This is a genomic window from Enterobacter sp. 241F3, assembly GCF_034106785.1.
In the GTDB taxonomy this organism is placed as follows: Bacteria; Pseudomonadota; Gammaproteobacteria; order Enterobacterales; family Enterobacteriaceae; genus Enterobacter; species Enterobacter vonholyi.
This window is the reverse complement of sequence record NZ_JAWNDD010000001.1, coordinates 38,083-61,357: the sequence shown is the minus strand read 5'-3', so window position 1 is coordinate 61,357 and position 23,275 is coordinate 38,083. Positions and strand designations below refer to the sequence as shown.

Here is a 23,275-nt window from a genome sequence, read left to right as displayed (position 1 = left end):
AATTCATCATTAAGTAACTAAAGTTATTTATGATGACCAGCATCGCTTTCTTGCGCCTTATCAATATTTGACGAAAGCATTAGTTATTCAACTAATGCAATCTTTTTGAAATTAATTAAACCAGAGAGAGTGTGACCCTTGTCACTCCTGCCCTGCTTTCTAAGCGCTAGATTAGCGCTGCAATAAAACACATAAAATACCCTACAGGAAATACTATGCCTTCATTACTATTACAGTCACTGTTTCCACTCGTCTTTATTATGTTACTTGGATGGCTAAGTGGAAAGTTGGGATATTCCCGGCGTGAAGATGCAAACGTCATGGCAACCGTGGTGATTCGTTTCGCCCTTCCTTTTCATCTTTTTATTGGTGCATTGCATACCGATCCAAATAAAATTAAGAACCTGACCTTTATGGCCGTTTTGGTGGTCGGTTTAATGGGATCGTATTTGCTGACCTTATTTATTTCACGCTACGTTTTTCACCACGATATCAAAACCAGCGCCATTCAGTCTCTGGTTTGCGCCTTTCCTGATATGGCCTACTTTGGCGCACCGGTTCTGGCGGTATTGATTGGGCCGGAAGGATTTATCGGCGTGCTGATCGGCAATATTATTACCAGCGTTATCATGATCCCCCTGACTATCGTCCTGATTCGTATGGGTGATAAAAGCGGTCATGATGGCCTGGAGGCGCTGCATCCGGGCGCGATGATCGTGCAAAACCTCATCAAAGCGGCACGCAACCCTATCGTCTGGATCCCGGTCTCCGGCGTATTGCTCAGCCTGGCCGGCGTGCAAATCCCTGCTATTCTCAGCATGCCTATTGAGATGGTTGGCAAAGTTTCAGGCGGACTGTCCCTGTTTGCCCTCGGCCTGCTGTTTTACGGCGAACGTCCAAAACTGAACGTGCAGACATTTACCAATATCAGTATTAAAAACTTAATTCAGCCAGCAATGATGGCCGCCGCCGGGCTCGCCTTTGGCCTGAGCCATACCTTACTACAGCAGGTCGTAATTATTGGCGCAACACCTTCCGCGATTGCGGCGGGGATGTTTGCGTTGCGCAGCGATACCTATATTGATACCGCATCCTCTTCCATATTAATTGGCACGGCCATCGGGGTCGTGACCGAAGGCATCATGATTTATTTAATCTCTTAATCTGTTTTGTTAAAAAAATTCAGGAGTTAACCATGTCCCGGAAAGAAGTTCTGTACACCCCCTATAACGGTGCCGTATTGCTGGAAAACCCGCTACTAAATAAAGGCCTCGCATTTATTAAAGAAGAGCGTGATAATTTTAATCTGCATGGATTATTGCCGCATAACGTTGAAACCATTGAAGAGCAAACCGAGCGCGCCTGGGTGCAGTTCTGCCATTTTAAAAGCGATATTTCGCGTCATGTTTACCTGCGAAATATTCAGGACACCAATGAAACTCTCTTTTATAACCTCTTGCGTTCGCATCTGAAAGAGACGTTACCGATTATCTATACCCCGACGGTCGGTGAAGCCTGCGAGCATTTCTCCACGATTTATCGACGCGCGCGCGGCCTGTTTATTTCATGGCCTAACCGCCATCGTATTGATGAGATGCTGCAAAGCTTTTCGCGTAACGACGTTCGCGTGATAGTGGTAACGGACGGGGAACGTATTTTAGGGCTTGGCGATCAGGGTATCGGCGGGATGGGCATTCCAATTGGCAAGCTGTCGCTTTATACCGCCTGCGGAGGGATCCACCCGGCCTCTACCCTTCCGATTATGCTGGATGTCGGCACCAATAATCAGCAACACCTCGACGACCCGATGTACATGGGCTGGCGCCACCCGCGCATCAGCGACGACCAGTACGCTGAGTTTATGGATATGTTTGTCAGCACCGTTAAAGCGCGCTGGCCCAACGTTCTCCTGCAGTTTGAAGACTTTGCGCAGAAAAACGCCACGCGACTTCTCCAGCGCTACCGCAACCAGCTGTGCTGTTTCAATGATGACATCCAGGGCACGGCAGCCGTCACCGCCGGTACGCTGATGGCTGCGGCCCATGCCGCGGGTACGCGCATTCGCGATCAGCGCGTGGTCTTTTTGGGCAGCGGCTCTGCCGGGTGCGGGATCGCTGAAAAAATTGTGGCGCTGATGGTGGACGACGGCCTGGCCGAGTCCGAAGCCCGCAGCCGGATCTTTATGGTCGATCGCTTCGGCCTGCTGACCGACGACATGACAAACCTGCTCGATTTCCAGAAAAACCTGCTTACCGCGCGCGATGCCGTTTGCAGCTGGCAGGTGGACGCGAAGAATATTTCCCTTCTGGACGTGGTGAAGAACGCGCATCCCACGGTGATGATCGGCGTTTCAGGCCAGCCTGGGCTGTTCAGCGAAGAGATCGTCAAAGAGATGCATCGCCATTGTCCGCGCCCCATCATCATGCCGCTCTCGAACCCGACCTCGCGGGCGGAAGCCCAGCCGCAGGATCTTATCGCCTGGACACAGGGTGCCGCGCTGGTGGCCACCGGCAGCCCGTTCGCTCCGGTATTCTGGGAGAATACGCACTACGAGATCGCCCAGTGTAACAACGCCTATATTTTCCCTGGTCTGGGGCTTGGCGTGCTGGCCTGCAACGCGTGCCGGGTGACAGAAGAGATGCTGATGGCAGCAAGCCGCAGCCTGGCCGCACAGTCTCCACTGGTGACCACGGAAAGAGGCGGACTGCTGCCGCCGGTAGATCAGATTGAAACGGTTTCACGCCAGATTGCCGTCGCCGTCGCCCGGGCCGCCATTGAACAAGGCGTGGCGCCGTCTTTAGATGATGAAACCCTGATGGCGCGCATTGAGAAGACCTGGTGGCAGGCAGACTATGCGCCGTACCGCCGTTCTGCGCTGTAGCGCTGGTCATGCCCTCACCGCAGGGTGAGGGCATCGCTGAGGGTTTAGTGCTGTACGCCTGAGCGGTCAGAAAATTCGCTGGCGGAGAGAATATCACCCCGTGTAGCCGCCAGTTTCTGGCGAGCATAACGGTCAGGTACACCTTCAGGTCGCGTTTTGAAGCGACGGTGCAGCCACATATATTGTTCAGGCGCCATGCGTACGGCCTGCTCAATTGCCTTGTTCATCTGCGTCGCCACGGCTTCTTTATCGCCGCCCTGCAACGCCTCACTGATATCTTCCAGAATAATCAGCTCGTAGCCGGTGCCATTCGCCCTGCGCCGCGGCACAAAGGGTATGACGGCAGGGTTAGCGCTTTTGACCAGCATATAGCTGCCCGCCGTCGTCGCGGCATCCGGCACCGCGAAGAACGGCACAAACACGCTGTTGGTTTTGCCATAGTCGTGGTCCGGGGCGTACCACAAAATTTCATTCTGCTTCAGCGAACGGATCATGCCCTTTAAATCATGGCGATCGAGCATGGTTTTGTTGGAGCGCAGGCGCCCGCGCGTCTGAAGCCAGTCCAGCAGGGCATTATTATTAGGACGATAAACCCCGATACCGGGGTTAAGCATGCCAAATATCCGCGCGCCCAGCTCAAGCGTCAGAAAATGCATTCCCACCAGCACCACGCCCTTTCCTTGCGCTCTGGCTTTCTCCATGTGCTCATAACCCGTTACGGTAAAGCATTTCCGCACTCGCCATGCAGGCCAGAACCACGCCATCCCGGTTTCGATTACCCCCATTCCTACCGATTCAAAATTACGCTGCAGCAATGACTCTCTCTCCGCCTTTTTCATCTCCGGGAAACAGAGCTCCAGGTTGCGGCGTGCAATCTCGACGCGGCGCGGAAGCAGGCGCATCGCCAGTCGACCCAGGCCATGACCGATTCTGAACAGAAGCGGATAAGGGAGCAGCATGATGAGCCACAGAGCCGCAATGCCGGCCCAGCTTAGCCAGTAACGGGGATGAAGAAAGGCGAATGAAAAACGGGGTAATTTTGTCATCAGAAAATTATCCTTTAACGTGTCTGTCCTTAATTGATTCTGTTGAAGATCTTTCCTAAGGATGAATAATATGCCAGTCAGAAACGTTAATTGTAGCGGATAAGACAAAACGCATTTTTATCGATTTTTGCGAAAAAGCAGGAAGAGGAGACGGGAAAAACCGGGGAGAGAGCTCCCCCCGGCAGTTGCGCTTACATCGAATAGCCTGGCTTTTTGATTAGTTCGTCCAGCTTTGGTCCTATTTCGGTATCCCAGACCTGCGCCTTCCAGTCCTCCTGGTTCACCTGATTCAACGCAACGGACACGGAACTGTCTTTGCTGTTGAAATGGCGAATGATGACCTCAGCAATATCCTCGGCCAGTGCGGTTTTTTGTTCGTCGTTCAAATCACGGGGAAAACATTTGATATCTACGTGTGGCATGTGCAGGCTTCCGGTTGTGAATGTGGGTTCCACGTTATCAGATAATATTATTTGCCTTTAACACCTTGTGCAGTTCCGGCAGCTGACATACGGTGTCCGCAATCGCCGTGAATTTAGGGGTGTTCTCGGCAAACCATGCGTGACGAGGCCCCCAGGTGCGCGCCACCGCAATATACACATCGAGCAGCGTCAGCCGTTCCCCCAGCGCAAACGGGGTAGCCTTAAGCTGGCTTTCGAACCACAAATAGAGGGACTTCCGGTATTCGATGCAGTTTTTCTGCAGCTGTTCGGGCGCATCCGGCACCCAGCGTTCGGGATAGTCTGCATAGGTAAACGTGGGATAGACGTTGGCTACGAACCAGATGAGCAAACGCTGAAACTGCTGACGTTCAGCCTGCCCCACGGGCGGGGCGAGATCGGGACACCGGTCGAGCACCATCAGGGCAATCGCCGCCGTTTCGGTCATGATGGCACCATTTTCCAGCTCCAGCGTCGGCACCTGGCACAGCGGATTGAGCTTGTGCAGCAATTCACGCTGCGGACCGGGCTGGTCAAACCCGTCCACGTTGATAAATTGATAAGGGATATTAGCCAGGGTCAGCATCACCTCACTGATTGCCGAGCCCCAGCCGGGTACGCCATAAAGTTTAATCATGTTGCCCCCTCAGGAGTGAAAATCCTAAGTGTAGAGCACCATTAGTAGGTTATCCCAGGCGGATTGACCTCCGATTGCGTCACCGCTTCGCCCTGCTCGCCCCAGCGCGCCAGCACCTTCTGGTACTCTCCGCGCTCAATCGCACCGTTCAGCGCGGCCTGCAGGGCATAAACCAGTTGATTGCCTTTTTTGGTCGTGGTGGCGACATAAGCTTTCTTCGGCCCTAAACCGACCACGCGGGTTTTGCCGGTGAGCGCCGCTTTGTAAGCTGAAACCGACTGAGGGCCAAAGAACACATCCGCCCTGCCGGACTGGATATAGAGATTGCCCGAGGCATCGTCGTGGAGATAGACCGGCAGCGCTGGCGCCCGCCCCGCCTTTTTGTTCTCTTCGTTCCAGCCCAGCAGGATGCGCTCCTGATTGGTGCCAGAGCCAACAATCACCCTTTTTCCGGCCAGATCTGCCGCGCTTTTGATTGACTTAATCTCGCTGGTCGATTTCACCGAAAACGCCAGCGAATCGACGCGGTAGGTCGCAAAATCAAACTTCTCTTTACGCTGTTCGGTCACAGCAATGTTCACCAGCGCCACGTCGTAGCGCCCGGAAGCGATCCCCAGCGGCCAGTCTTCCCACGCCGTCGGCACCAGCTTTAGCTTCAGCCCCAGGCTGCCCGCCAGCAGGCGAGCAATATCCGGGTCGCTGCCAATCCGCGTGCGGTTATCGCTGGCCAGCAGCGCCAGCGGCGGGGAGTTCAGCATCGAGACGGCGACCGTCAGCGTACCCGGCTCAACGAATTTATAACCGGCGGGGATCTTCGCCACGGCCTGCCGATCCACCGTCACCGGCAGCGGCTGTTCGTTGGCTTTCAGATCGATGCTGGCGTGGCTCGCCGTCGTAAAAAGTAGCCCCGCCAGAAGTCCGTATTTCATCTGCGCTCCTTACAGCACTTTTGACAAGAACTGGCGCGTTCGCGCGTGTGACGGACGGTTTAACACCTCGTCACTGCTGCCCTGCTCGACAATTTTTCCGTCGACCATAAACACCACCTGATCCGCCACTTCCCGGGCAAAGCCGATCTCGTGAGTGACCACCACCAGCGTAGTGCCGGAGCGGGCCAGTTTTTTGATAACATCCAGCACTTCCCCCACCAGCTCCGGATCCAGCGCCGAGGTGGGTTCATCAAACAGCATCACGCGTGGACGTAACGCCAGCGCGCGGGCAATGGCAATACGCTGCTGTTGCCCGCCGGAAAGATGCCGGGACCAGGCATCGGCTTTATCCCGCAGTCCGACCACATCCAGCAGGCTGTACGCTCTTTCCACCGCCTCTTTTTTGCTGAGCTTTTTATGCGCGATGGGCGCCTCAATCAGGTTTTCCAGCACCGTGAGGTGCGGAAAGAGGTTGAAGTTCTGAAAAACGTAGCCCACGTTGACGCGCTGCTTGAGGATCTCTTTCTCCTTCAGCTCGTAGAGCTTGTCGCCCTGACGACGGTAGCCAATGTAGTCACCGTCAATCTGAATAAAGCCTTCGTCGACGCGCTCCAGGTGGTTAATGGTGCGCAGCAGCGTCGATTTGCCCGACCCGGACGGCCCGAGAATGACCGTCACGGAACCGGGCGGGATCTCAAGCGAAACGTTGTCGAGCGCCTTATGGCGTCCAAAATACTTGCTGACGCCGGTAATCAAGATATGTCCTTCAGGAGAGGCTTGCATGGATAGGCTCCTGTGCTGTCGTGGTGGTGACGGAACGGGTACGACGAGCGGCACGGTTCTGATTAACCGCAGAGCGACGTTCGCTGCGGGCAAGCGCGCGTTCAACACCGTACTGGATAGCGGACAGGACGGTGGTGATCGCCAGGTACCACGCGGCACCGACCATCAGCAGCGGGATCACCTCCTGCGTGCGGTTGTAGATCATCTGGATGGTATAAAACAGCTCCGGCATCGCCAGGACGTACACCATCGCCGTGCCCTTGGCGAGGCTGATGATTTCATTGAAGCCCGACGGCAGAATAGTGCGCAGCGCCTGAGGCAAAATAATGCGGACCGTGCGGCGCCAGGCCGGCAGGCCGAGCGCGGCGGCGGCTTCATACTGCCCGTGATCGACCCCGAGGAATCCGCCGCGAATGATCTCGGCGGTATAGGCGCTCTGCACCAGGGTTAACCCCACCACTGCGGTAGAGAACTGCCCCAGCACGTTGATGGTTTCAAAGCTGCCCCAGGTGATGCCGGTAAACGGCACGCCGAGCGAGAGCGTATCGTAGAGATAGGAAAAGTTGTACAGGATAATCAGTACGACGATCAGCGGCAGCGAGCGAAACAGCCAGATGTAGGCCCACGCCAGGCTGCTCAGCAGCCAGGAAGAAGAGAGTCTCGCCAGGGCCAGCATGCCGCCAAACACCACGCTCAACGCGGTACCGATCAGCGTCAGCAGCAGGGTCTGCCCGACGCCTTCGAGGATCACTGGGTCGAAGAACCAGCGGGCGAACACCGCCCACTCCCAGCGCGGGTTAAAGGCGACTGACTGAATCACGACCGCCAGGACAAACAGCGCCACCGCGGCGCCGACGGCCCGCAGCGGATAACGCGCCGGGATCACCTTAATGGTTTCAACGTTGCTCATCGTCGTTCCTCATGCGGTTTTACTGAACGCTTCGCGTACCAGCGTTTTAGTGAATCGCAGCCGACCGTCAAACGGCGGCTGGCTGTACTCTTCCGGATCGCGGTTCAGATCGAACTGCGCCTGATAGCCCTGGCTGAGATAGAGCCTGACCGCTTCCGGCTGGCGAAAGCCGGTTGTCAGGTAGATCTGACTGTACCCTGCCAGCACCGCCCTGCGCTCAAGCTCCTGCACCACGCGCCCGGCAAGCCCCTGCTGACGCAGGGTTTTGTCCGTCCAGATGCGTTTGATTTCTGCGGTGCGTTCGTCGAACGGTTTGTACGCGCCGGTGGCAATAATCTTCCCGTCGCGCTCCAGGACGATAAACAGCCCCTGCGGCGCTAAATACCACTCGGTGAGCTCCACTTCCGCGTCTTTAGAGAAGTAGTCCCCGTAGCGGGCCGCATATTCCCCGAACAGCCCCTCGATAATGGGCTGAAGCTCGGCATCTTCCGGTGAAACATCACGAAATCGTTCGCTCATCACGCCTCCTTAATCGCCCAGGCCTGCCGGGTTCACTTCTGACTGAGGAATGCGCTCAACCCCTTCACCCCAGCGGTTCAGCACTTTGTCGTAATCGCCGTTTTTGATGACGCCGTTCAGCGCGGTTTGCACCGGCTCAACCAGCCCGCTGCCTTTCTTCAGCGTGACCGCGATGTGCGCAGCCTTCGGCCAGCCGCCGTCGACGCTGCCCACAAGTTTGGTTTTCCCGTTCAGCGCCGCTTTCCATGCGCCAATCACGTTCGGACCAAAGTAGGCATCCGCGCGCCCGGACTGCAGCGCCAGGGTTTGGGCCGCATCGTCTTTGGTGTAGATCGGGGTAAAGGGCTTCAATCCTTTCTTCAGATTTTCAGCATTCCATGCCAGCAGGATGGCCTCCTGATTGGTGCCGGAGCCGACGATAATCCGCAGCCCGGCGATGTCTTCCGCCTTCTGCAGCGACGTAATCGGGCTGGTGGACTTCACGTAAAAGCCGAGGGAGTCCTTCCGGTAGGTGGCAAAATCAAACTTCTCTTTACGCTCTTTCGTGACGGTGATGTTGCTGATTGCGGCATCGTATTTCCCGGACGCCACGCCCAGGGGCCAGTCTTCCCAGGAGGTTGGCACAACGTTCAGCTCGAGTCCCAGGCTGTCGGCGACCAGACGGGCGACGTCAACCTCGCTTCCCAGCAGCGTTTTGTTGTCGTCGGAGAAAACCGTCAGCGGCGGTTGATTGAGGCCCGCCACCGCCACGGTAAATTTCCCCGGCACGGCAAAGCGATAGTCTTTCGGCAGCTGTGCCACCGCATCATTGTTTTTGGCGGTATTAATCGGCGTTTTATTGGCCTCAATGCTCACGCCGGTGCCGTTAATATTGACGTTCTCTGCCCAGACGGCAGGGGTAAAGGCCAGCGCGAGCGCCAGAATAAGCGATGATTTCTGCATAGCGGGGTTCTCTTTATTGTTGTGTGTACTGGTTTTTCGGTTGGTCTAAGCCAAGGCTTTCGCGCAGCGTGGTGCCCGGGTAGTCGGTACGGAACAGGCCGCGGGCCTGCAGAACAGGTACTACCTGGTCAACAAAGCGCGGGAAGGTGTCCGGCGTGCCGCCCTGAATGATGAAGCCGTCAGCGGCATAGCCTTCGAACCAGGCCTGCAGACCATCGGCTACCTCTTCCGGCGTACCGGAAAAGCGCGGACGCGGCGAAGCGGCTTCAAGGGCCACCTGACGCAGGGTTAAGTTGCGCTCTCGGGCATTACGCTTAATTTCATCGGTGGTGCTGCGGAAGCTGTTTTTGCCTAAGTCGCCGATATCCGGGAACGGCTCGTCGAGCGGATACTGACTGAAATCGTGATGTTCAAAATAGCGTCCGAGGTAATTGAGGGCGTCGTTAATCGACACCAGCGCCGCCGTAGTCTGGTACTGATTTTCCACGTCATCGGCGTCTTTACCCACAATCACGCTGACGCCCTGGAAAATATGGAGATCCGAGGCGCGGCGACCGTTTGTTTCCAGCTGCTGTTTTACGTCCTGATAAAAGGCTTTTGCCTCGTCGAAGGTCTCGTGGTGGGTGAAAATGGCGTCGGCATGTTTCGCCGCCAGTTTTTTCCCGTCGTCCGACGCCCCGGCCTGAAAGACAATCGGGCGACCCTGCGGCGTGCGGCCAATATTCAGCGGACCGGCGACCTGGAAGAAGTCACCGTGGTGATCGAGCGTATGCAGTTTGGCCGGGTCAAAAAATTGACCGCTCTCTTTGTTGCGGATAAACGCGTCGCCTTCCCAGGAATCCCACAGCCCTTTCACCACGTCGAGATACTCATCGGCAATGCGATAGCGCAGCGCGTGTTCGGGGTGTTTTTCGCGGGAAAAGTTCTTCGCCGACCCTTCCAGCGGCGAGGTCACCACGTTCCAGCCCGCACGGCCGTTACTGAGGTGATCGAGGCTGGCAAACTGGCGCGCCGTGGTGAAGGGCTCGCTGTAGGAGGTGGATAAGGTTCCCACCAGTCCCAGGCGCGAGGTGATGCTGGCCAGTGCGGAAAGCACGGTTAACGGTTCAAAACGATTCAGAAAATGAGGGATCGATTTCTCGTTAATATAGAGACCGTCGGCCACAAAGAGAAAATCGAGCTTACCTTCCTCGGCCTTTAACGCCGTCGCTTTCACGAAGTCGAAATTAATACTGGCGTTGGCGATCGCCGCAGGATGGCGCCACGCGGACATATTTCCGGATGCACCATGCAGAATGGTGCCCAGCCGCAGTTGTCGGGTTGCAGACATATTTACCTCTCCTGAATTAAACGTGTTGCAGGGCTTTTTCCGCAAGCTGTGCAAAATAGCGGGCAGCGGGCTCAATCAGCGCTTCATCCGGGTTGAAGGCCGGATGATGTAAACCATACGGGCTGTTGCTGCCAATGCTGACAAACGCGCCGGGAACTGACTGCAAATAGACCGCAAAATCTTCCCCGCCCATATGCAGTTCCGCGTGCCGGGTTTCATATCCGGCGTCACGCGCGACCGAGGTGGCAAAATCGGCCCAGCGCTCATCGTTCACCAGCGCGGTGGGCCCGGCATACCAGGTGATATCAATCTGCGCGCTGAAGGCGCTGGCAAACCCGGCGGCGATTTCACCCACGCGGGCTTTCACATTCTGCTGCACTTCCGTGCGATGGGTGCGCAGCGTGCCTTCCAGCTCGACGCTTTCCGGCAGCACGTTCCAGGTGTTGCCGCCCGCGATGCGGGTCACGCTCAGCACCACCGAATCCAGCGTGTTGACGTTGCGGCTGGCGACGCTTTGCAGCGCCGTCACCAGCTGGCTTGCCAGCACAATGGCGTCATTGCCTTCGTGAGGACGCGCGGCGTGCGCGCCTTTACCGGTAATGCGGATCACAAAGCGGTCGACGTTGGCATAGAACGGCCCGCCGCGGGTGGCGAACTCACCGACCGGCAGGCCGGGCTCGTTGTGCATACCGAAAATCGCGCTGACATCGCGCAGGGCACCGGCGCGCACCATGCTCTTCGCACCGCCAAAATTCTCTTCGGCAGGCTGAAACAGGATCCGCACCCGGCCGTTTAGCGAGGCTTCTCGCTCTTTCAGCTTTAACGCGGCGCCGAGGATCACGCTGGTGTGGATATCGTGTCCGCAGGCGTGCATTACGCCTGCACGCTGCGAGCTGAACGGCACGCCGCTGCGCTCTTCAATCGGCAGGGCATCAATATCCGCCCGTAGCGCAATCAGTTTGCTGCCCGAGCCGATTTCCGCCACCAGCCCGGTCGACAGGTCGTATGGCTGCGGGGTAATCCCGGCATTCGTCAGCCACTGGCGCAGGCGCGTTGTGGTCTCCACTTCCTGGCCGGACAGCTCCGGGTTCTGGTGCAGTTCGCGACGCCAGGCAATCAGCTGTTCGCCAAAGCTCATACGGTGACCTCCTTGTTAAGACGCGCCTCGGCAAGCAGGCGCAGCGACGCGACGCGCGTAGCCCCCTCCGCTACCGGCGTATCGATGATAAATTCGTCAATGCCCCACTGCTGATGCAGCGCGTTGAGCTGTTCCACTACCGACTCAGCGGTGCCCGCCAGCAGCGACTGCGCGCGACGTGCGATGCGCACCGGCTCGCTGCCCGCCTGCCGCGCAAACGCGTAGGCCTGCTCTTCGCTGGCCACGGTGACACGCTGTCCGTTTGCAAGCTCAACGCCCCACACTTCGACCTTCTGCGCCAGCGCGTCTGCTTCGGCCTGCGTCGGCGCGACGATCGCCTGTACCGCCACTATCACGTCCCGCGCGCTGTTCTTACGCCAGGTCGAAACCACCTCACGCAGCAGGTCCGGATCGCCGTTCAGGTGCGCGGCAAACACAAAGTTCCAGTCGAGCCCGGCGGCCAGCAGCGCGCTATCGATACTCGCGCCCAGCAGGAAACCCTCAGCAGGCGACGGCGGCAGCGGCGTGGCGCGGACCGCCTCTTCATTTGACTGATGCTCAGGACGGATCCAGCGATCGAGCTGGGCCAGCTGTTCTGCAAAGCTGCCCTTTTCCTGTTGATTCAGGCCCTGCTGCAGCGCGCGGGTTGAGAGCGGTAATCCGCCGGGGGCTTTCCCGACGCCGAGATCCACACGGCCAGGCGCCAGCGCGGCCAGCACGTTGAAATTCTCAGCGACTTTATAAGGGCTGTAGTGCTGGAGCATCACGCCGCCAGAGCCAACGCGAATGCGCGTGGTTTGCCCGAGGATCCAGGCAATCAGCAGCTCCGGCGAAGGGCTGGCAAGCTGTGGGGTGTTGTGGTGTTCGGCAATCCAGAAGCGGTGATAGCCCAGATTTTCTGCCTGCTGCGCCAGCGCCAGGGTACGCGCCAGCGCATCGGCAGCCGTTTCGTTTTCAGCGATGGGGCTTTTATCCAGAATGCTGATTCGCCATGACATGTTGCGTTCTCGTTTGACTTAACATGTCGACATTATTAAAGGCGCATTTCACCACTGAGAAACAATTAATTTACATTTAGTTTGCCGGAAATCAGATATATAAAACCATGCTAAGAATAAGACTTTAAGGAGGCGATCAGCGTTTCCACCTGCTCCCGACGGGTAATGCGGACGAAGCGAATATGGCTGTATTGCGGGTTTTGCAGATCGGCTTCATAGCGCGTGCGGTTATTACGCCAGGTTTTGATCGTCCAGATGATAATGGATTCTTTGCTGAAGAACGCGCGCCGGAAACTCTCTTTATTTCCCGTTCCGGGCCAAAGCTCGTGTTTATGCCAGGCCCGTTTTATTGCTCGGGTGACCGCCTGCCTGAGGGTGCGGGCAAACCCATAATCCACCCACACCACCACGTCTACATTGCGCCATTTCACCGGTCGCGTACGGTTGTAGTTTCCGTCGAGCACCCAGTCTGGCGAAGCCTGTAGCGCCTGCTCCAGCTTTTCCTGAAACTCATCGTCCGGCGTGCCCTGCCAGTCAGCATGCCAGTAGAGTCTGTCCATCTCGATACAGGGAATAGACAGCGCGGTCGCAATCTGCTTCGCCAGCGTGCTTTTTCCGCTCCCGCTGGTTCCGATGACGTTAATTTTCACCTCAGCCTCACTGTGTTAACGAAAACTGACCAAATGATAGCGTTTTCATCCTGTTAACGAAACGCTATTTCAGCATGACAATTTTTCCAGAGTGACGATCTCCCTCTTGCAGTTTGGGTTATGTCATTTATTTGCATCACCATCCAAAAATGCCCCTGAAAATATTTTCATTTTTATTACATCCGACAACATTAACAGATTAAAAATAATGAACGGTGGGTATTTCAGGCTGTCAGAATTTCAGAGAGAATAAGAACAAGACAGTTATAAAAAATAATCACCCTCATCTTGCCGGAGCATTTTCCGGATGTTTTTTATTCTTGCACATCACCATGGAGTTACTCATGAGGCGTAACACTCCCGTTACACAAAACGAGTATTTACTTAACGATGGTTCGACGTTAATGTCGACCACCGATACAAAAAGTCATATTACCTACGCTAATTCCGCTTTTATTGAAGCCAGCGGATATAAAGAAGAGCATCTTTTGGGCGAGCCGCATAACCTCATCCGCCATCCCGACATGCCTGCCGAAGCGTTTGGCGACATGTGGTTTACCCTGCAGCAAGGTGAGACCTGGACCGGGCTGGTGAAGAATCGTCGTCATAATGGCGATCACTACTGGGTGCGAGCAAACGTGACGCCGGTCTGGCAGGGCGGCTCCCTGACGGGCTATATTTCCGTGCGAAATAAACCCACACGCGAGGAGATTGCGGCCAGTGAAAAACTCTATACAAAAGTGCGTAATAACGAATTAAAACATTACCGTTTTTATAAAGGATTGCTGGTTCGACGCGGTTTATTTTCATTTATCTCGCTCTTTAAATGTCTCAGCACCAGTAAACGAATCCATCTTGGTATTGCGACGACGGCGTTACTCTCCTGTCTGGCCGTGTATTTATTTCCTGATAAATTTGTGCAATCGGCAAGTCTGATGCTGCTGTTTACTTCCCTGGCTTATTATCTTCATGCGCAGATCGCCAGTCCGTTAAAATCCATTGTGCAACAGATGCAGCGCGTGGTTTCAGGACGTAAAACGGACTATTACCATTTTGACAGGATCGATGACATCGGGCTGATGATGCGCCTGGTGAATCAATCAGGTTTGAACCTGAATTCGCTGGTTGACGATGTCGGGGCGCAAATCAGCGGAATTAGCACCATCAGCCAGCAGGTTGCCAAAGAAGGTGCGGCGCTACAGACGCGCTCTGAAGAAACAGCAGACTTTCTGCAGCAAACCGCGTCGGCAGTAGAAGAGATTGCCAGCGCGGTGAAGCAGACGGCTGAAACCGCGAACGAGGCGATCCAGATGGCCGATCGCACCAGCGACAGCGCACACCGCGGTGAAGCGATGATGAAAGAGACCATCGGTATGATGCAGTCCGTGTCGCAGGATAACAGCCAAATCGTTGATATTATCAGCGTTATCGATCGCATTGCCTTCCAGACCAACATTCTTGCGCTGAACGCTGCCGTTGAAGCGGCGCGTGCGGGTGAAGCCGGGCGCGGTTTTGCCGTGGTGGCGGCTGAGGTGCGTAATCTTGCGCAGCACTCCGCGACGGCGGCGAAAGAGATCAAAGCGCTGATCGAGAAAAACGTCTCCAGCGTCAACGCTGGCGTGGAGAAAGTGGAACAGACCGAAACGCAGCTGACGGTTATGATCGACAACGTGCTGCGGGTCTCCTCCCTGATTAAGGAGATCGGCCACGCCACGCAGGAGCAAACCCAGGCGCTGACGCTCATCAACGCATCCATCTCCCGTATCGGCGCAATGACCCACAACAATACGGGGATGGTGGATAACGTCACTCACGCCGCGAATCACCTGACGGAGCGCACGACGCGCCTTAAGCAGGCGATTGCCGTTTTTGGCGGTTAGCCGTTCGGGGTCTGTGAAGCCTGAGATTATTTTTGTGCGTTATCGCAGATCCGTCACCCGCCTGTTACCGTTTCATGTTAACGGCGGGTGCTCTGAGGTAACCCCAATTTATACCATCTGGTAATAATTAAGATATTCTGATGATTAAATAATCAACCTCGCGATTGTTTTGACTAAAAACTCATCACGATTCAGCGTGTTGTGATCCCCGTCTGCTCTGACCACACGATTTCCTTCGACGTGCATCACTTTCGGCACGGTTATATTTTGCGTCGCTTATGAATTGCAGGTAGGATGCCTCGCCATGTTTCGCCTTATCCATACGCAGAATGACTGGGAAGGCGACATGTGTTTGCGCAGAAGCAATCGTTTGTATTGCGCTCTGCCAGGCAGGACTATCACGATAATGGTTCAGACAGGCAAACAGGTAACTCAATGAAAACAAGCAATAAAAGCGCAGCCGATCATCACGCTGCTAAACGTCGCTGGTTGAACTCCCACGAAGAGGGCTACCACAAAGCGATGGGCAACCGTCAGGTTCAAATGATCGCCATCGGCGGCGCTATCGGAACGGGTCTGTTTTTAGGTGCTGGTGCACGCCTGCAGATGGCTGGCCCGGCTCTCGCCCTGGTCTATCTGGTGTGCGGGATCTTCTCTTTCTTCATTCTACGCGCGCTGGGCGAACTGGTACTGCATCGCCCTTCCAGCGGCAGCTTCGTCTCTTATGCCCGTGAATTCCTCGGTGAAAAAGCCGCTTACGTTGCGGGCTGGATGTACTTCGTCAACTGGGCAATGACCGGTATCGTCGATATCACCGCCGTAGCGCTGTATATGCACTACTGGGGCGCATTTGGCGATGTGCCACAGTGGGTCTTTGCGCTTGGCGCGCTGGCGATTGTCGGCACCATGAACATGATCGGCGTGAAGTGGTTCGCGGAGATGGAGTTCTGGTTTGCGCTGGTAAAAGTACTGGCCATCGTGGTGTTCCTGGTCGTGGGTACCGTCTTCCTCGGCAGCGGTAAGCCGCTGGACGGCAATGCCACCGGCTTCCACCTGATAACCGATAACGGTGGATTCTTCCCGCACGGTCTGCTGCCTGCGCTGGTGCTGGTTCAGGGCGTCGTGTTCGCCTTCGCCTCCATCGAACTGGTGGGTACCGCAGCAGGTGAATGTAAAGACCCGCAGACCATGGTGCCAAAAGCCATTAATAGCGTGATCTGGCGTATCGGTCTGTTCTACGTCGGTTCCGTGGTGCTGCTGGTTCTGCTGCTCCCGTGGACTGCCTATCAGGCGGGTCAGAGTCCGTTCGTGACCTTCTTCTCTAAGCTGGGCGTGCCTTACGTTGGCAGCATCATGAACATCGTGGTCCTGACCGCAGCGCTCTCCAGCCTGAACTCCGGTCTTTACTCTACCGGCCGTATCCTGCGCTCCATGTCCATGGGCGGTTCTGCGCCGAAATTCATGTCGAAGATGAGCAAGCAGCACGTGCCGTACGCCGGTATTCTGGCTACGCTGGTTGTCTATGTCTTCGGCGTGTTCCTGAACTATCTGGTGCCGTCTCAGGTATTCGAAATCGTTCTGAACGTGGCGGCACTCGGGATTATCGCGTCCTGGGGCTTTATCGTGGTCTGCCAGATGCGTCTGCGCAAAGCGATTAAAGAAGGCAAAGCCGCTGACGTCAGCTTTAAGCTGCCTGGCGCGCCGGTGACCTCCTGGCTCACCCTGCTCTTCCTGTTCAGCGTGCTGGTGCTGATGGCGTTCGACTACCCGAACGGCACCTACACCATCGCGACCATTCCGCTGCTGGCCGTTCTGCTGATTGCCGGCTGGTTTGGCGTGCGTAAACGCGTTCATGAAATTCACAGCACCGCGCCGGTTCATCCTGATGATGAAAAACACGACGCGCCGCTGGTGGAAGAAACCTCGCGTTAAGCATCCGGTAAGCATTAAAAAGGGAAGGCAAATGCCTTCCCTTTTTTTATCTTACAGCGCGATACGAATGACATCGTCAGGCTGGGTGGCTTCCTGCTGGCGAGTCGATTTTTGTTTCACCGTCACGTACAGGGTTTTGCCATCCGCAGAGAGCGCCAGGCTGTTCGGGTAGACCGGCGTGTCGAACGTTTTAGTCACCTTATACGTTTTCGCATCTATCACGCTCACCTTGCCGGCTTCACGGTGCGTCACATAGGCTTCATTGCGGGCCGGGTTAAACAGGACCGCCAGGGATTCCGGCGCGGCGATTTTCGCGATCACGCTGCCGTCTTTCAGGCTCACCACCAGCACTTCCGGCTGTTTTGAATCAGTCAGGAACGCACGCTGACCGGCTGTGTCGAGGCTCAGGTTCAGGTAGAAGTGCTCTTTCCCGTCATCCTGTACTTTTTTACGGCTCAGGATTTTGTTCGTGGCCGTATCAATGGTTAACAGCTCGCCGTCCGCATTCGTGGTGTAAAGACGTTTAGCCTGCCCATCCAGCGCCAGGCCGGTGCTGTAAGTACCGGTCCTGGCAATGGTCTCTTTTAGCTTCAGCGTGGCGCCATCCACCACCCAAATCACGCTCTCTTTACCGACACCGGTGATGTAAATGGTGTTGCTCGCGTCGTCCGCCACCAGCTGGCGCGGCTGCAGCGGTTTGACGGTTTCGCTGCGTTGACGCCCGTCCAGCACCAGCCGCCCTTTTACGTCACCCGTTTTAGCATCAATCGCGGTTACCGCGCCGTTGATCGTATTGCCGAACCACAGCGTTTGGGTCGCATTGTCAATGGTGGCACCAAAGGGCTTGAGATCGCTATGGATCGCCTGCGTCACGTCCAGCGTGACCGGATCAAGACGGTAGACAACTCCGCCCTTATCGGTTTTACGGCTTTGCGAGGTCGCCACCCACAGCGCATTCTCCTGCTGGCTGACCGCCATTTCATACGCCCCTTTGCCCACCGCTTTACGCAGCACCTCTTCGGCGGCATGCACCTGGAACGTCCCGGCAAGCAGTAAAGTGGCAGACAGCAGTGACAGGCTCAGACGCGGTGAGCACAGATGACGTAAAGACATAACAATTCCTTTTCTGAAAAGTGGGGTTTGGGCTGACATCACTTCCGGCAGACAACGTCATGGCATTGCCTTTTGATAATGAGAATAGTAATCATTAATCAGTTGAATGTGGAGTTTTTCTTTCCCGCTTCGCCTTCCATTAACGCAATGTGCGGTTATAGTTTTCAAAACTTTTACAAAACCTTTAACATATATGGACATGTTCCATTTGGTTCGTTTACATACCACAACCGGTTTTATTCATGAAAATCATTTCTGCCCGTAAGGCTTCTCTCCCGCTGCTGCTGGTTCCTGTTATTTTTGCGCCGCTCACCGCAATGAGCGCGGAAGAACAAACCATGATCGTCAGCGCCACGCCGCAAACCGTATCGGAACTCGATACACCGGCAGCGGTCAGCGTCGTTAATGGCGATGACATGCGCCAGGCCGCGCCGCGCATCAACCTGTCTGAATCTCTTGGCAGCGTACCCGGGCTGCAAATTCAGAACCGTCAGAACTATGCCCAGGATCTCCAGCTTTCGATGCGCGGATTTGGTGCCCGCTCAACGTTTGGCGTGCGCGGTATCCGTATGTATGTCGACGGTATCCCTGCCACCATGCCGGACGGACAGGGCCAGACGTCCAACATCGATCTTTCCAGCGTGGAGAGCGTTGAAGTGCTGCGCGGCCCCTTCTCAGCCCTGTACGGCAACGCCTCCGGCGGCGTGATTAACATCAACACCCAGACCGGTAAGCAGCCGCCGACCATTGAAGCCAGCAGCTATTACGGCAGCTACGGTACCTGGCGCTACGGCATGAAAGCCACCGGCGCGATGGGTGATGGCACCCACGCGGGCGATGTGGATTACACCGTTTCCACCACCCGTTTCACCACCAAAGGCTACCGCGACCACAGCGGCGCGCGGAAAAACCTCGCTAACGCCAAACTGGGCGTGCGCATTGACGACGTCAGCAAGCTGACGCTGATTTTCAACAGCGTGGACATGAAGGCCAACGATCCGGGCGGGCTGAGCTATCAGGAGTGGCAGAACAATCCGCGTCAGTCTCCGCGCGGCGACCAGTACAACACCCGCAAGACCATCAAGCAGACCCAGGCCGGTCTGCGCTACGATCGTCAGCTCAGCGCTCAGGACGACCTGAGCGTGATGATGTACGCCGGTGAGCGTGAAATGACGCAGTACCAGTCGATTCCGTATCAGCCTCAGCTAAAAGCCTCCCATTCCGGCGGGGTGATTGATATGCAGCGCCACTATCAGGGCGTGGATACCCGCTGGACGCACCGCGGCGAGCTGCTGGTACCGGTGACTTTTACCACCGGTCTGAACTACGAAAACCTGAGTGAAGATCGTCGCGGATACGAGAACTTCGTGATGAGCAACGGCGTGCCGGACTACGGCGTGAAGGGTGATAAGCGTCGAAACGAACGCAACCTGATGTGGAACGTTGACCCTTACCTGCAAACGAGCTGGCAGCTGACGCAGAAACTCTCTGTTGATGCGGGGGTGCGCTACAGTTCGGTCTGGTTTGATTCCAACGATCATTACGTTACGCCGGGCAACGGTGATGACAGCGGTGACGCGAGCTATCACAAATGGCTTCCGGCCGGTTCCGTGAAGTATGCGGTGACGGACGGATGGAACCTCTACGCTGCCGCAGGGCGTGGATTCGAAACGCCAACTATCAACGAACTCTCCTATCGCGCCGATAACCAGGGAGGCCTCAACATTGGGCTGCAGCCGTCCACCAACAATACGTATGAAGTGGGCAGCAAAACCCGAATCGGCAACGGCCTGCTGACGGCGGCGTTGTTCCGCACCGATACGGATGACGAGATCGTGGTGGACTCCAGTTCAGGCGGCCGCACAACCTATAAAAATGCCGGGAAAACTCGTCGTCAGGGTGTGGAAGTTTCCCTCGATCAGCAGTTTGCTGAGAACTGGAAGCTGAAGATGGCGTGGACGTATCTGGATGCCACCTACCGGACTAACGTCTGCAGCGACGCAGACTGTAACGGTAACCGGATGCCGGGTATTGCCCGCAATATGGGTTTCGCCTCGTTTGGCTGGCAGCCGGAGGAAGGCTGGTACGCGGGCACGGACGTGCGTTACATGAGCGATATCATGGCCGACGACGAGAATACGGCGAAAGCGCCGTCGTATACGGTGGTCGGGCTGAACACAGGGTACAAATTCAACTACGGCAGCTGGGGCATGGACGTCTTTGGCCGCGTCGATAACCTGTTCGATAAAGAGTACGCGGGCTCGGTTATTGTCAACGAGTCTAACGGTCGTTATTACGAGCCTGCACCAGGCCGTAACTACGGGGTCGGGCTGTCGGTCTCTTATCGCTTCGAGTAAGCTAAAAAAAAAGTTTATTTGATTAATAAAATAACGCTCCTGATGGCAATAAACCATCAGGAGTTATTCACCGGATAAATAATTAGGTGCGAAATATAGTCGCCCTGCTAAATAATCTCTTAGTTAAAATATTGTCGCTGTAAAAGCAAATTCGCTTCATCAATCACCTTATCAATCGCCTTCTGGCAGGCAACAACATCTCTTCTCTCAAGGGCGGAAAGGAGTTCGTCATAGTGATATGTCGAGGCTTTGATATCGTTAAGCTCCTGATGCAGATAGTTCATACAGGGCCCGATGCGCACCCAGAGCTGCTCAATTAATGCATTAAGCGTAGGCATTTCCGCATACTGATACAGCGTAAACCGGAAGACGCGATTCGCATGCAACGCCTGCTGGACGTTCCCGTTGCGCATGGCCTCATGGAAGGCCTCCGACAATTTGCGCAACGCCTCCAGTTTGCTATCAGACATATTCCGACAGGCTGCGGCAACCGCCATTGGCTCAAGCTGTTTTCTTATGGCGTTAATCTCGTTATAGCGCTCCAGCGTAACCTCCGGAACCAGAAATGCCTGCGCGGGCGTAGCGTGTAATGCCCCTGATGACACCAGGCGCAAAAGCGCCTCGCGAACAGGGGTAATACTGGTTCCTAATTTATCGGCAATCTCTTTCGTAATCAGTCGCGCCCCAGGTTTGAGTGAGCCTGTAATTAACGCTCCTTTCAAACTGAGTTCAACTTGCATAGTAAGACTGACCCTTTGGGCTTTTTCTAAGTGATCCAAATCAAGCATGTGGAATTCCTGTAGCTAAAACTTAATGCTATTTTTAAACGCCAGTTTTAATAAAACGGCGCTGGTCCGATATATCCTGTATCGTCATGCCTGGTGGTGGGAAGTACGTAAAAACAGCAAAAAAAGCAAATTTTGTTTTTTATCGTTTTCGGGCTCATCCGGGATGATGGCGCGAAAAGCTATGTCCAGTAATTAAAGACAATATATCGTATCTTCACAAATAAATATGGCGGGAAACCCCGCCATATTGCTGTTTATTTATTGTCACTCGCGACGCGAATCACGACTTTGCCGAAGTTTCGTCCTTCCAGCAGGCCAATCAGCGCCTCGGGGGCGTTCTCCAGCCCGTCCGTTACCTGTTCGCGATATTGGATTTTCCCCTCCTGCACCCAGCGCCCCATCTCTTCCTGGAACTCCTTAATGCGGTGCCCGTAATCCTGTCCGATGATAAAGCCCTGCATACGAATGCGTTTCTTCAGGATGGTCGCCATCAGAAGCGGCAGGCGATCCGGCCCCTCGGGCAAGCCCGTCGCATTGTAGCCGCTTACCAGACCGCATACCGGCACGCGCGCGGAGGTATTGAGTAACGGCAGCACGGCGTCAAATACTTTTCCGCCGACGTTTTCATAATAGACATCAATTCCTTTCGGGCAGGCGTGCTTCAGCTGGTCGGCAAAATCGGCCGCGTGATGATCCAGACACAGGTCAAACCCGAGAACCTCAACGGCATGGCGGCATTTCTCTGCGCCACCGGCCACACCAACCACCCGACAACCCTTGATTTTGCCGATCTGCCCGACGGTCGCGCCAACCGGGCCGGTCGCCGCCGCCACCACCAGCGTTTCACCCGCTTTCGGTTGCCCGATATCCAGCAGCCCCATATAGGCGGTAAAGCCCGGCATACCCAGTATCCCCAGCGACCAGGAAGGATGAGCCGGATTTTCGCCCAGCTTCACAAGGCCGCTGCCGTCCGAGAGGTCATACTCCTGCCAGCCGCTGTAGCCCAGCACCCATTCACCCGGTTTGAAATCGGGATGATTCGACTGCTCAACCCGGCTGACCGTTCCCCCCACCATCACCGCACCCAGCTCAACCGGCGGTGAATAGGATGGCGCATCGCTCATGCGCCCCCGCATGTACGGGTCCAGCGACAGCCAGACGGTACGAAGCAAAAGCTGCCCCTCAACAGGGGCTGGAACAGGCTGCGTTTCCAGACGAAAATTTTCCGCCACCGGCGCGCCCTGAGGACGAGAGGCCAGCACCCAGCGGCGATTTTGCGAAACAGGTTGATTCATCAGGATCTCCTTCTGGTACAAATGTTATTACAGCCTGGCTCACGATCGGCGTTATCGCATTAGCATTACGAGCCGGACTGGTTAAGCCGTACAACCAGATAGATGCAGGTTTCATTCGTTTCGTTGATGAACCGGCAGTCATTTGGCGGCCCCAGCTCGAGACAGTCGCCGGCGTGCATTTCGTGGCGAGTGTCGCCCTCCTGAAACACCAGCTCACCGGACTGGAGCCAGATAAGCTGACGCGCCAGCGCGTAAGAAGATGCAGGCATCGGAACATCGCTGCCCGCAGGCAGTTCAACCTGAACAAGGTCGATGGGCAGATCGGTGCGGGGAGAAACATGGCGGCGCAGGTAGTGCGTCTGCGGATCGCGCCAGACGGGCTGGTTTGCAAGGCGCAGCAGCTTGCCTTCCTGCATCTCGGCCCGGGCAATCAGCGTGGACATGCTGATGCCAAACGCGCCAGACAGGCGGGCAAGCAAGGTGGCCGTCGGGCTACTGTCCCCGCGTTCAATCTTGTGGATCATGGCGCGGGAGACGCCTGCCCGGTCGGCCAGCTCGCTCAGGGACCACCCGCGAGACTCACGCTCCAGGCGAATTCTTGCGCTAATCCGTTGATTCATCGTGTCTGTTATGGTGTTCATGACGTCATACTATAGTGAATGAAGAGCATTTCAATGGGCTTTTGATAACAAAAAAATATGGCTTAT

General features: G+C 55.7%; 19 protein-coding genes and 1 pseudogene. 5 read left to right on the top strand and 15 right to left on the bottom strand.

The window, feature by feature from the left end; translation table 11 throughout:
* The first annotated feature begins 215 nt into the window (after positions 1 to 215).
* Together UR504_RS00270 and UR504_RS00265 are read left to right on the top strand one after the other, a co-directional pair.
* On the top strand, positions 216 to 1,163 hold the full coding sequence (locus UR504_RS00270) for an AEC family transporter (RefSeq protein ID WP_302235439.1): 948 nt from the start codon (positions 216 to 218) through the stop codon (positions 1,161 to 1,163).
* Between the two features lie 32 nt (positions 1,164 to 1,195).
* Complete coding sequence (locus UR504_RS00265; RefSeq protein ID WP_271367979.1) at positions 1,196 to 2,881, top strand: NAD-dependent malic enzyme; 1,686 nt, start codon at positions 1,196 to 1,198, stop codon at positions 2,879 to 2,881.
* A 44-nt stretch (positions 2,882 to 2,925) separates the two neighbouring features.
* Here the strand turns inward: UR504_RS00265 and UR504_RS00260 are convergent, their stop codons facing one another.
* The 11 genes and pseudogenes from UR504_RS00260 to UR504_RS00210 form a co-directional block, all read right to left on the bottom strand.
* Positions 2,926 to 3,927 (bottom strand): Kdo(2)-lipid IV(A) acyltransferase, encoded by a 1,002-nt coding sequence (locus tag UR504_RS00260; RefSeq protein WP_274239464.1) that lies wholly within the window; start codon positions 3,925 to 3,927, stop codon positions 2,926 to 2,928.
* Between the two features lie 191 nt (positions 3,928 to 4,118).
* Positions 4,119 to 4,349, bottom strand: a complete 231-nt coding sequence (gene pptA, locus UR504_RS00255; RefSeq protein WP_023335848.1) for a tautomerase PptA — start codon at positions 4,347 to 4,349, stop codon at positions 4,119 to 4,121.
* A 37-nt stretch (positions 4,350 to 4,386) separates the two neighbouring features.
* A complete protein-coding gene (locus UR504_RS00250; protein WP_302235438.1) occupies positions 4,387 to 5,004 on the bottom strand; it encodes a glutathione S-transferase family protein in 618 nt (205 codons plus the stop codon).
* A 41-nt stretch (positions 5,005 to 5,045) separates the two neighbouring features.
* Positions 5,046 to 5,933, bottom strand: coding sequence for an ABC transporter substrate-binding protein (locus UR504_RS00245; protein WP_115875239.1), 888 nt, complete (start codon positions 5,931 to 5,933; stop codon positions 5,046 to 5,048).
* A gap of 9 nt (positions 5,934 to 5,942) precedes the next feature.
* Positions 5,943 to 6,716, bottom strand: coding sequence for an amino acid ABC transporter ATP-binding protein (locus UR504_RS00240; protein ID WP_271367984.1), 774 nt, complete (start codon positions 6,714 to 6,716; stop codon positions 5,943 to 5,945).
* Positions 6,700 to 7,626: an amino acid ABC transporter permease gene (locus tag UR504_RS00235; RefSeq protein WP_302235437.1), complete on the bottom strand. Its 927-nt coding sequence runs from the start codon at positions 7,624 to 7,626 to the stop codon at positions 6,700 to 6,702. Before UR504_RS00235 ends, UR504_RS00240 begins: the two co-directional genes overlap by 17 nt.
* Before the next feature lie 9 nt (positions 7,627 to 7,635).
* Complete coding sequence (locus UR504_RS00230; protein ID WP_032656866.1) at positions 7,636 to 8,145, bottom strand: GNAT family N-acetyltransferase; 510 nt, start codon at positions 8,143 to 8,145, stop codon at positions 7,636 to 7,638.
* Between the two features lie 9 nt (positions 8,146 to 8,154).
* Positions 8,155 to 10,417: pseudogene (locus tag UR504_RS00225) on the bottom strand (NtaA/DmoA family FMN-dependent monooxygenase).
* A gap of 16 nt (positions 10,418 to 10,433) precedes the next feature.
* Entirely contained in the window at positions 10,434 to 11,555 is a 1,122-nt protein-coding gene (locus UR504_RS00220) for a M20 peptidase aminoacylase family protein (protein ID WP_271367987.1), read from the bottom strand.
* Complete coding sequence (locus UR504_RS00215; protein WP_115875249.1) at positions 11,552 to 12,553, bottom strand: LLM class flavin-dependent oxidoreductase; 1,002 nt, start codon at positions 12,551 to 12,553, stop codon at positions 11,552 to 11,554. The genes UR504_RS00220 and UR504_RS00215 overlap by 4 nt, the downstream gene beginning before the upstream one ends.
* Positions 12,554 to 12,663: 110 nt before the next feature.
* On the bottom strand, positions 12,664 to 13,203 hold the full coding sequence (locus UR504_RS00210; RefSeq protein ID WP_271367988.1) for an AAA family ATPase: 540 nt from the start codon (positions 13,201 to 13,203) through the stop codon (positions 12,664 to 12,666).
* 344 nt (positions 13,204 to 13,547) lie between these two features.
* Here UR504_RS00210 and UR504_RS00205 point away from each other — a divergent pair, with 344 nt between their 5' ends.
* Both UR504_RS00205 and ansP read left to right on the top strand, forming a co-directional pair.
* Entirely contained in the window at positions 13,548 to 15,083 is a 1,536-nt protein-coding gene (locus tag UR504_RS00205) for a methyl-accepting chemotaxis protein (protein ID WP_271367989.1), read from the top strand.
* 435 nt (positions 15,084 to 15,518) lie between these two features.
* The gene (ansP, locus tag UR504_RS00200) at positions 15,519 to 17,015 is read left to right on the top strand and encodes an L-asparagine permease (RefSeq protein WP_111963662.1); all 1,497 of its coding nucleotides are present in this window, start codon (positions 15,519 to 15,521) and stop codon (positions 17,013 to 17,015) included.
* 51 nt (positions 17,016 to 17,066) lie between these two features.
* On the opposite strand, the gene UR504_RS00195 is transcribed toward ansP, so the two are convergent.
* Positions 17,067 to 18,128, bottom strand: a complete 1,062-nt coding sequence (locus UR504_RS00195; RefSeq protein WP_127731071.1) for a YncE family protein — start codon at positions 18,126 to 18,128, stop codon at positions 17,067 to 17,069.
* Positions 18,129 to 18,370: 242 nt separating this feature from the next.
* Between UR504_RS00195 and pqqU the strand changes: the two genes are divergently transcribed.
* Positions 18,371 to 20,485, top strand: a complete 2,115-nt coding sequence (gene pqqU, locus UR504_RS00190; RefSeq protein ID WP_302235435.1) for a TonB-dependent receptor PqqU — start codon at positions 18,371 to 18,373, stop codon at positions 20,483 to 20,485.
* A 119-nt stretch (positions 20,486 to 20,604) separates the two neighbouring features.
* Here pqqU and UR504_RS00185 read toward each other — a convergent pair whose 3' ends face one another.
* The 3 genes from UR504_RS00185 to UR504_RS00175 all read right to left on the bottom strand — a co-directional run bounded on the left by UR504_RS00185 (position 20,605) and on the right by UR504_RS00175 (position 23,209).
* Positions 20,605 to 21,273, bottom strand: coding sequence for a GntR family transcriptional regulator (locus tag UR504_RS00185; RefSeq protein ID WP_111963665.1), 669 nt, complete (start codon positions 21,271 to 21,273; stop codon positions 20,605 to 20,607).
* 254 nt (positions 21,274 to 21,527) lie between these two features.
* Positions 21,528 to 22,568 carry an NADP-dependent oxidoreductase gene (locus UR504_RS00180; protein ID WP_320739129.1) on the bottom strand — a complete coding sequence of 347 codons (1,041 nt, stop codon included), beginning with the start codon at positions 22,566 to 22,568 and terminating at the stop codon, positions 21,528 to 21,530.
* 65 nt (positions 22,569 to 22,633) lie between these two features.
* Positions 22,634 to 23,209 carry a helix-turn-helix domain-containing protein gene (locus tag UR504_RS00175; RefSeq protein WP_008501301.1) on the bottom strand — a complete coding sequence of 192 codons (576 nt, stop codon included), beginning with the start codon at positions 23,207 to 23,209 and terminating at the stop codon, positions 22,634 to 22,636.
* Between the last annotated feature and the right edge of the window lie 66 nt (positions 23,210 to 23,275).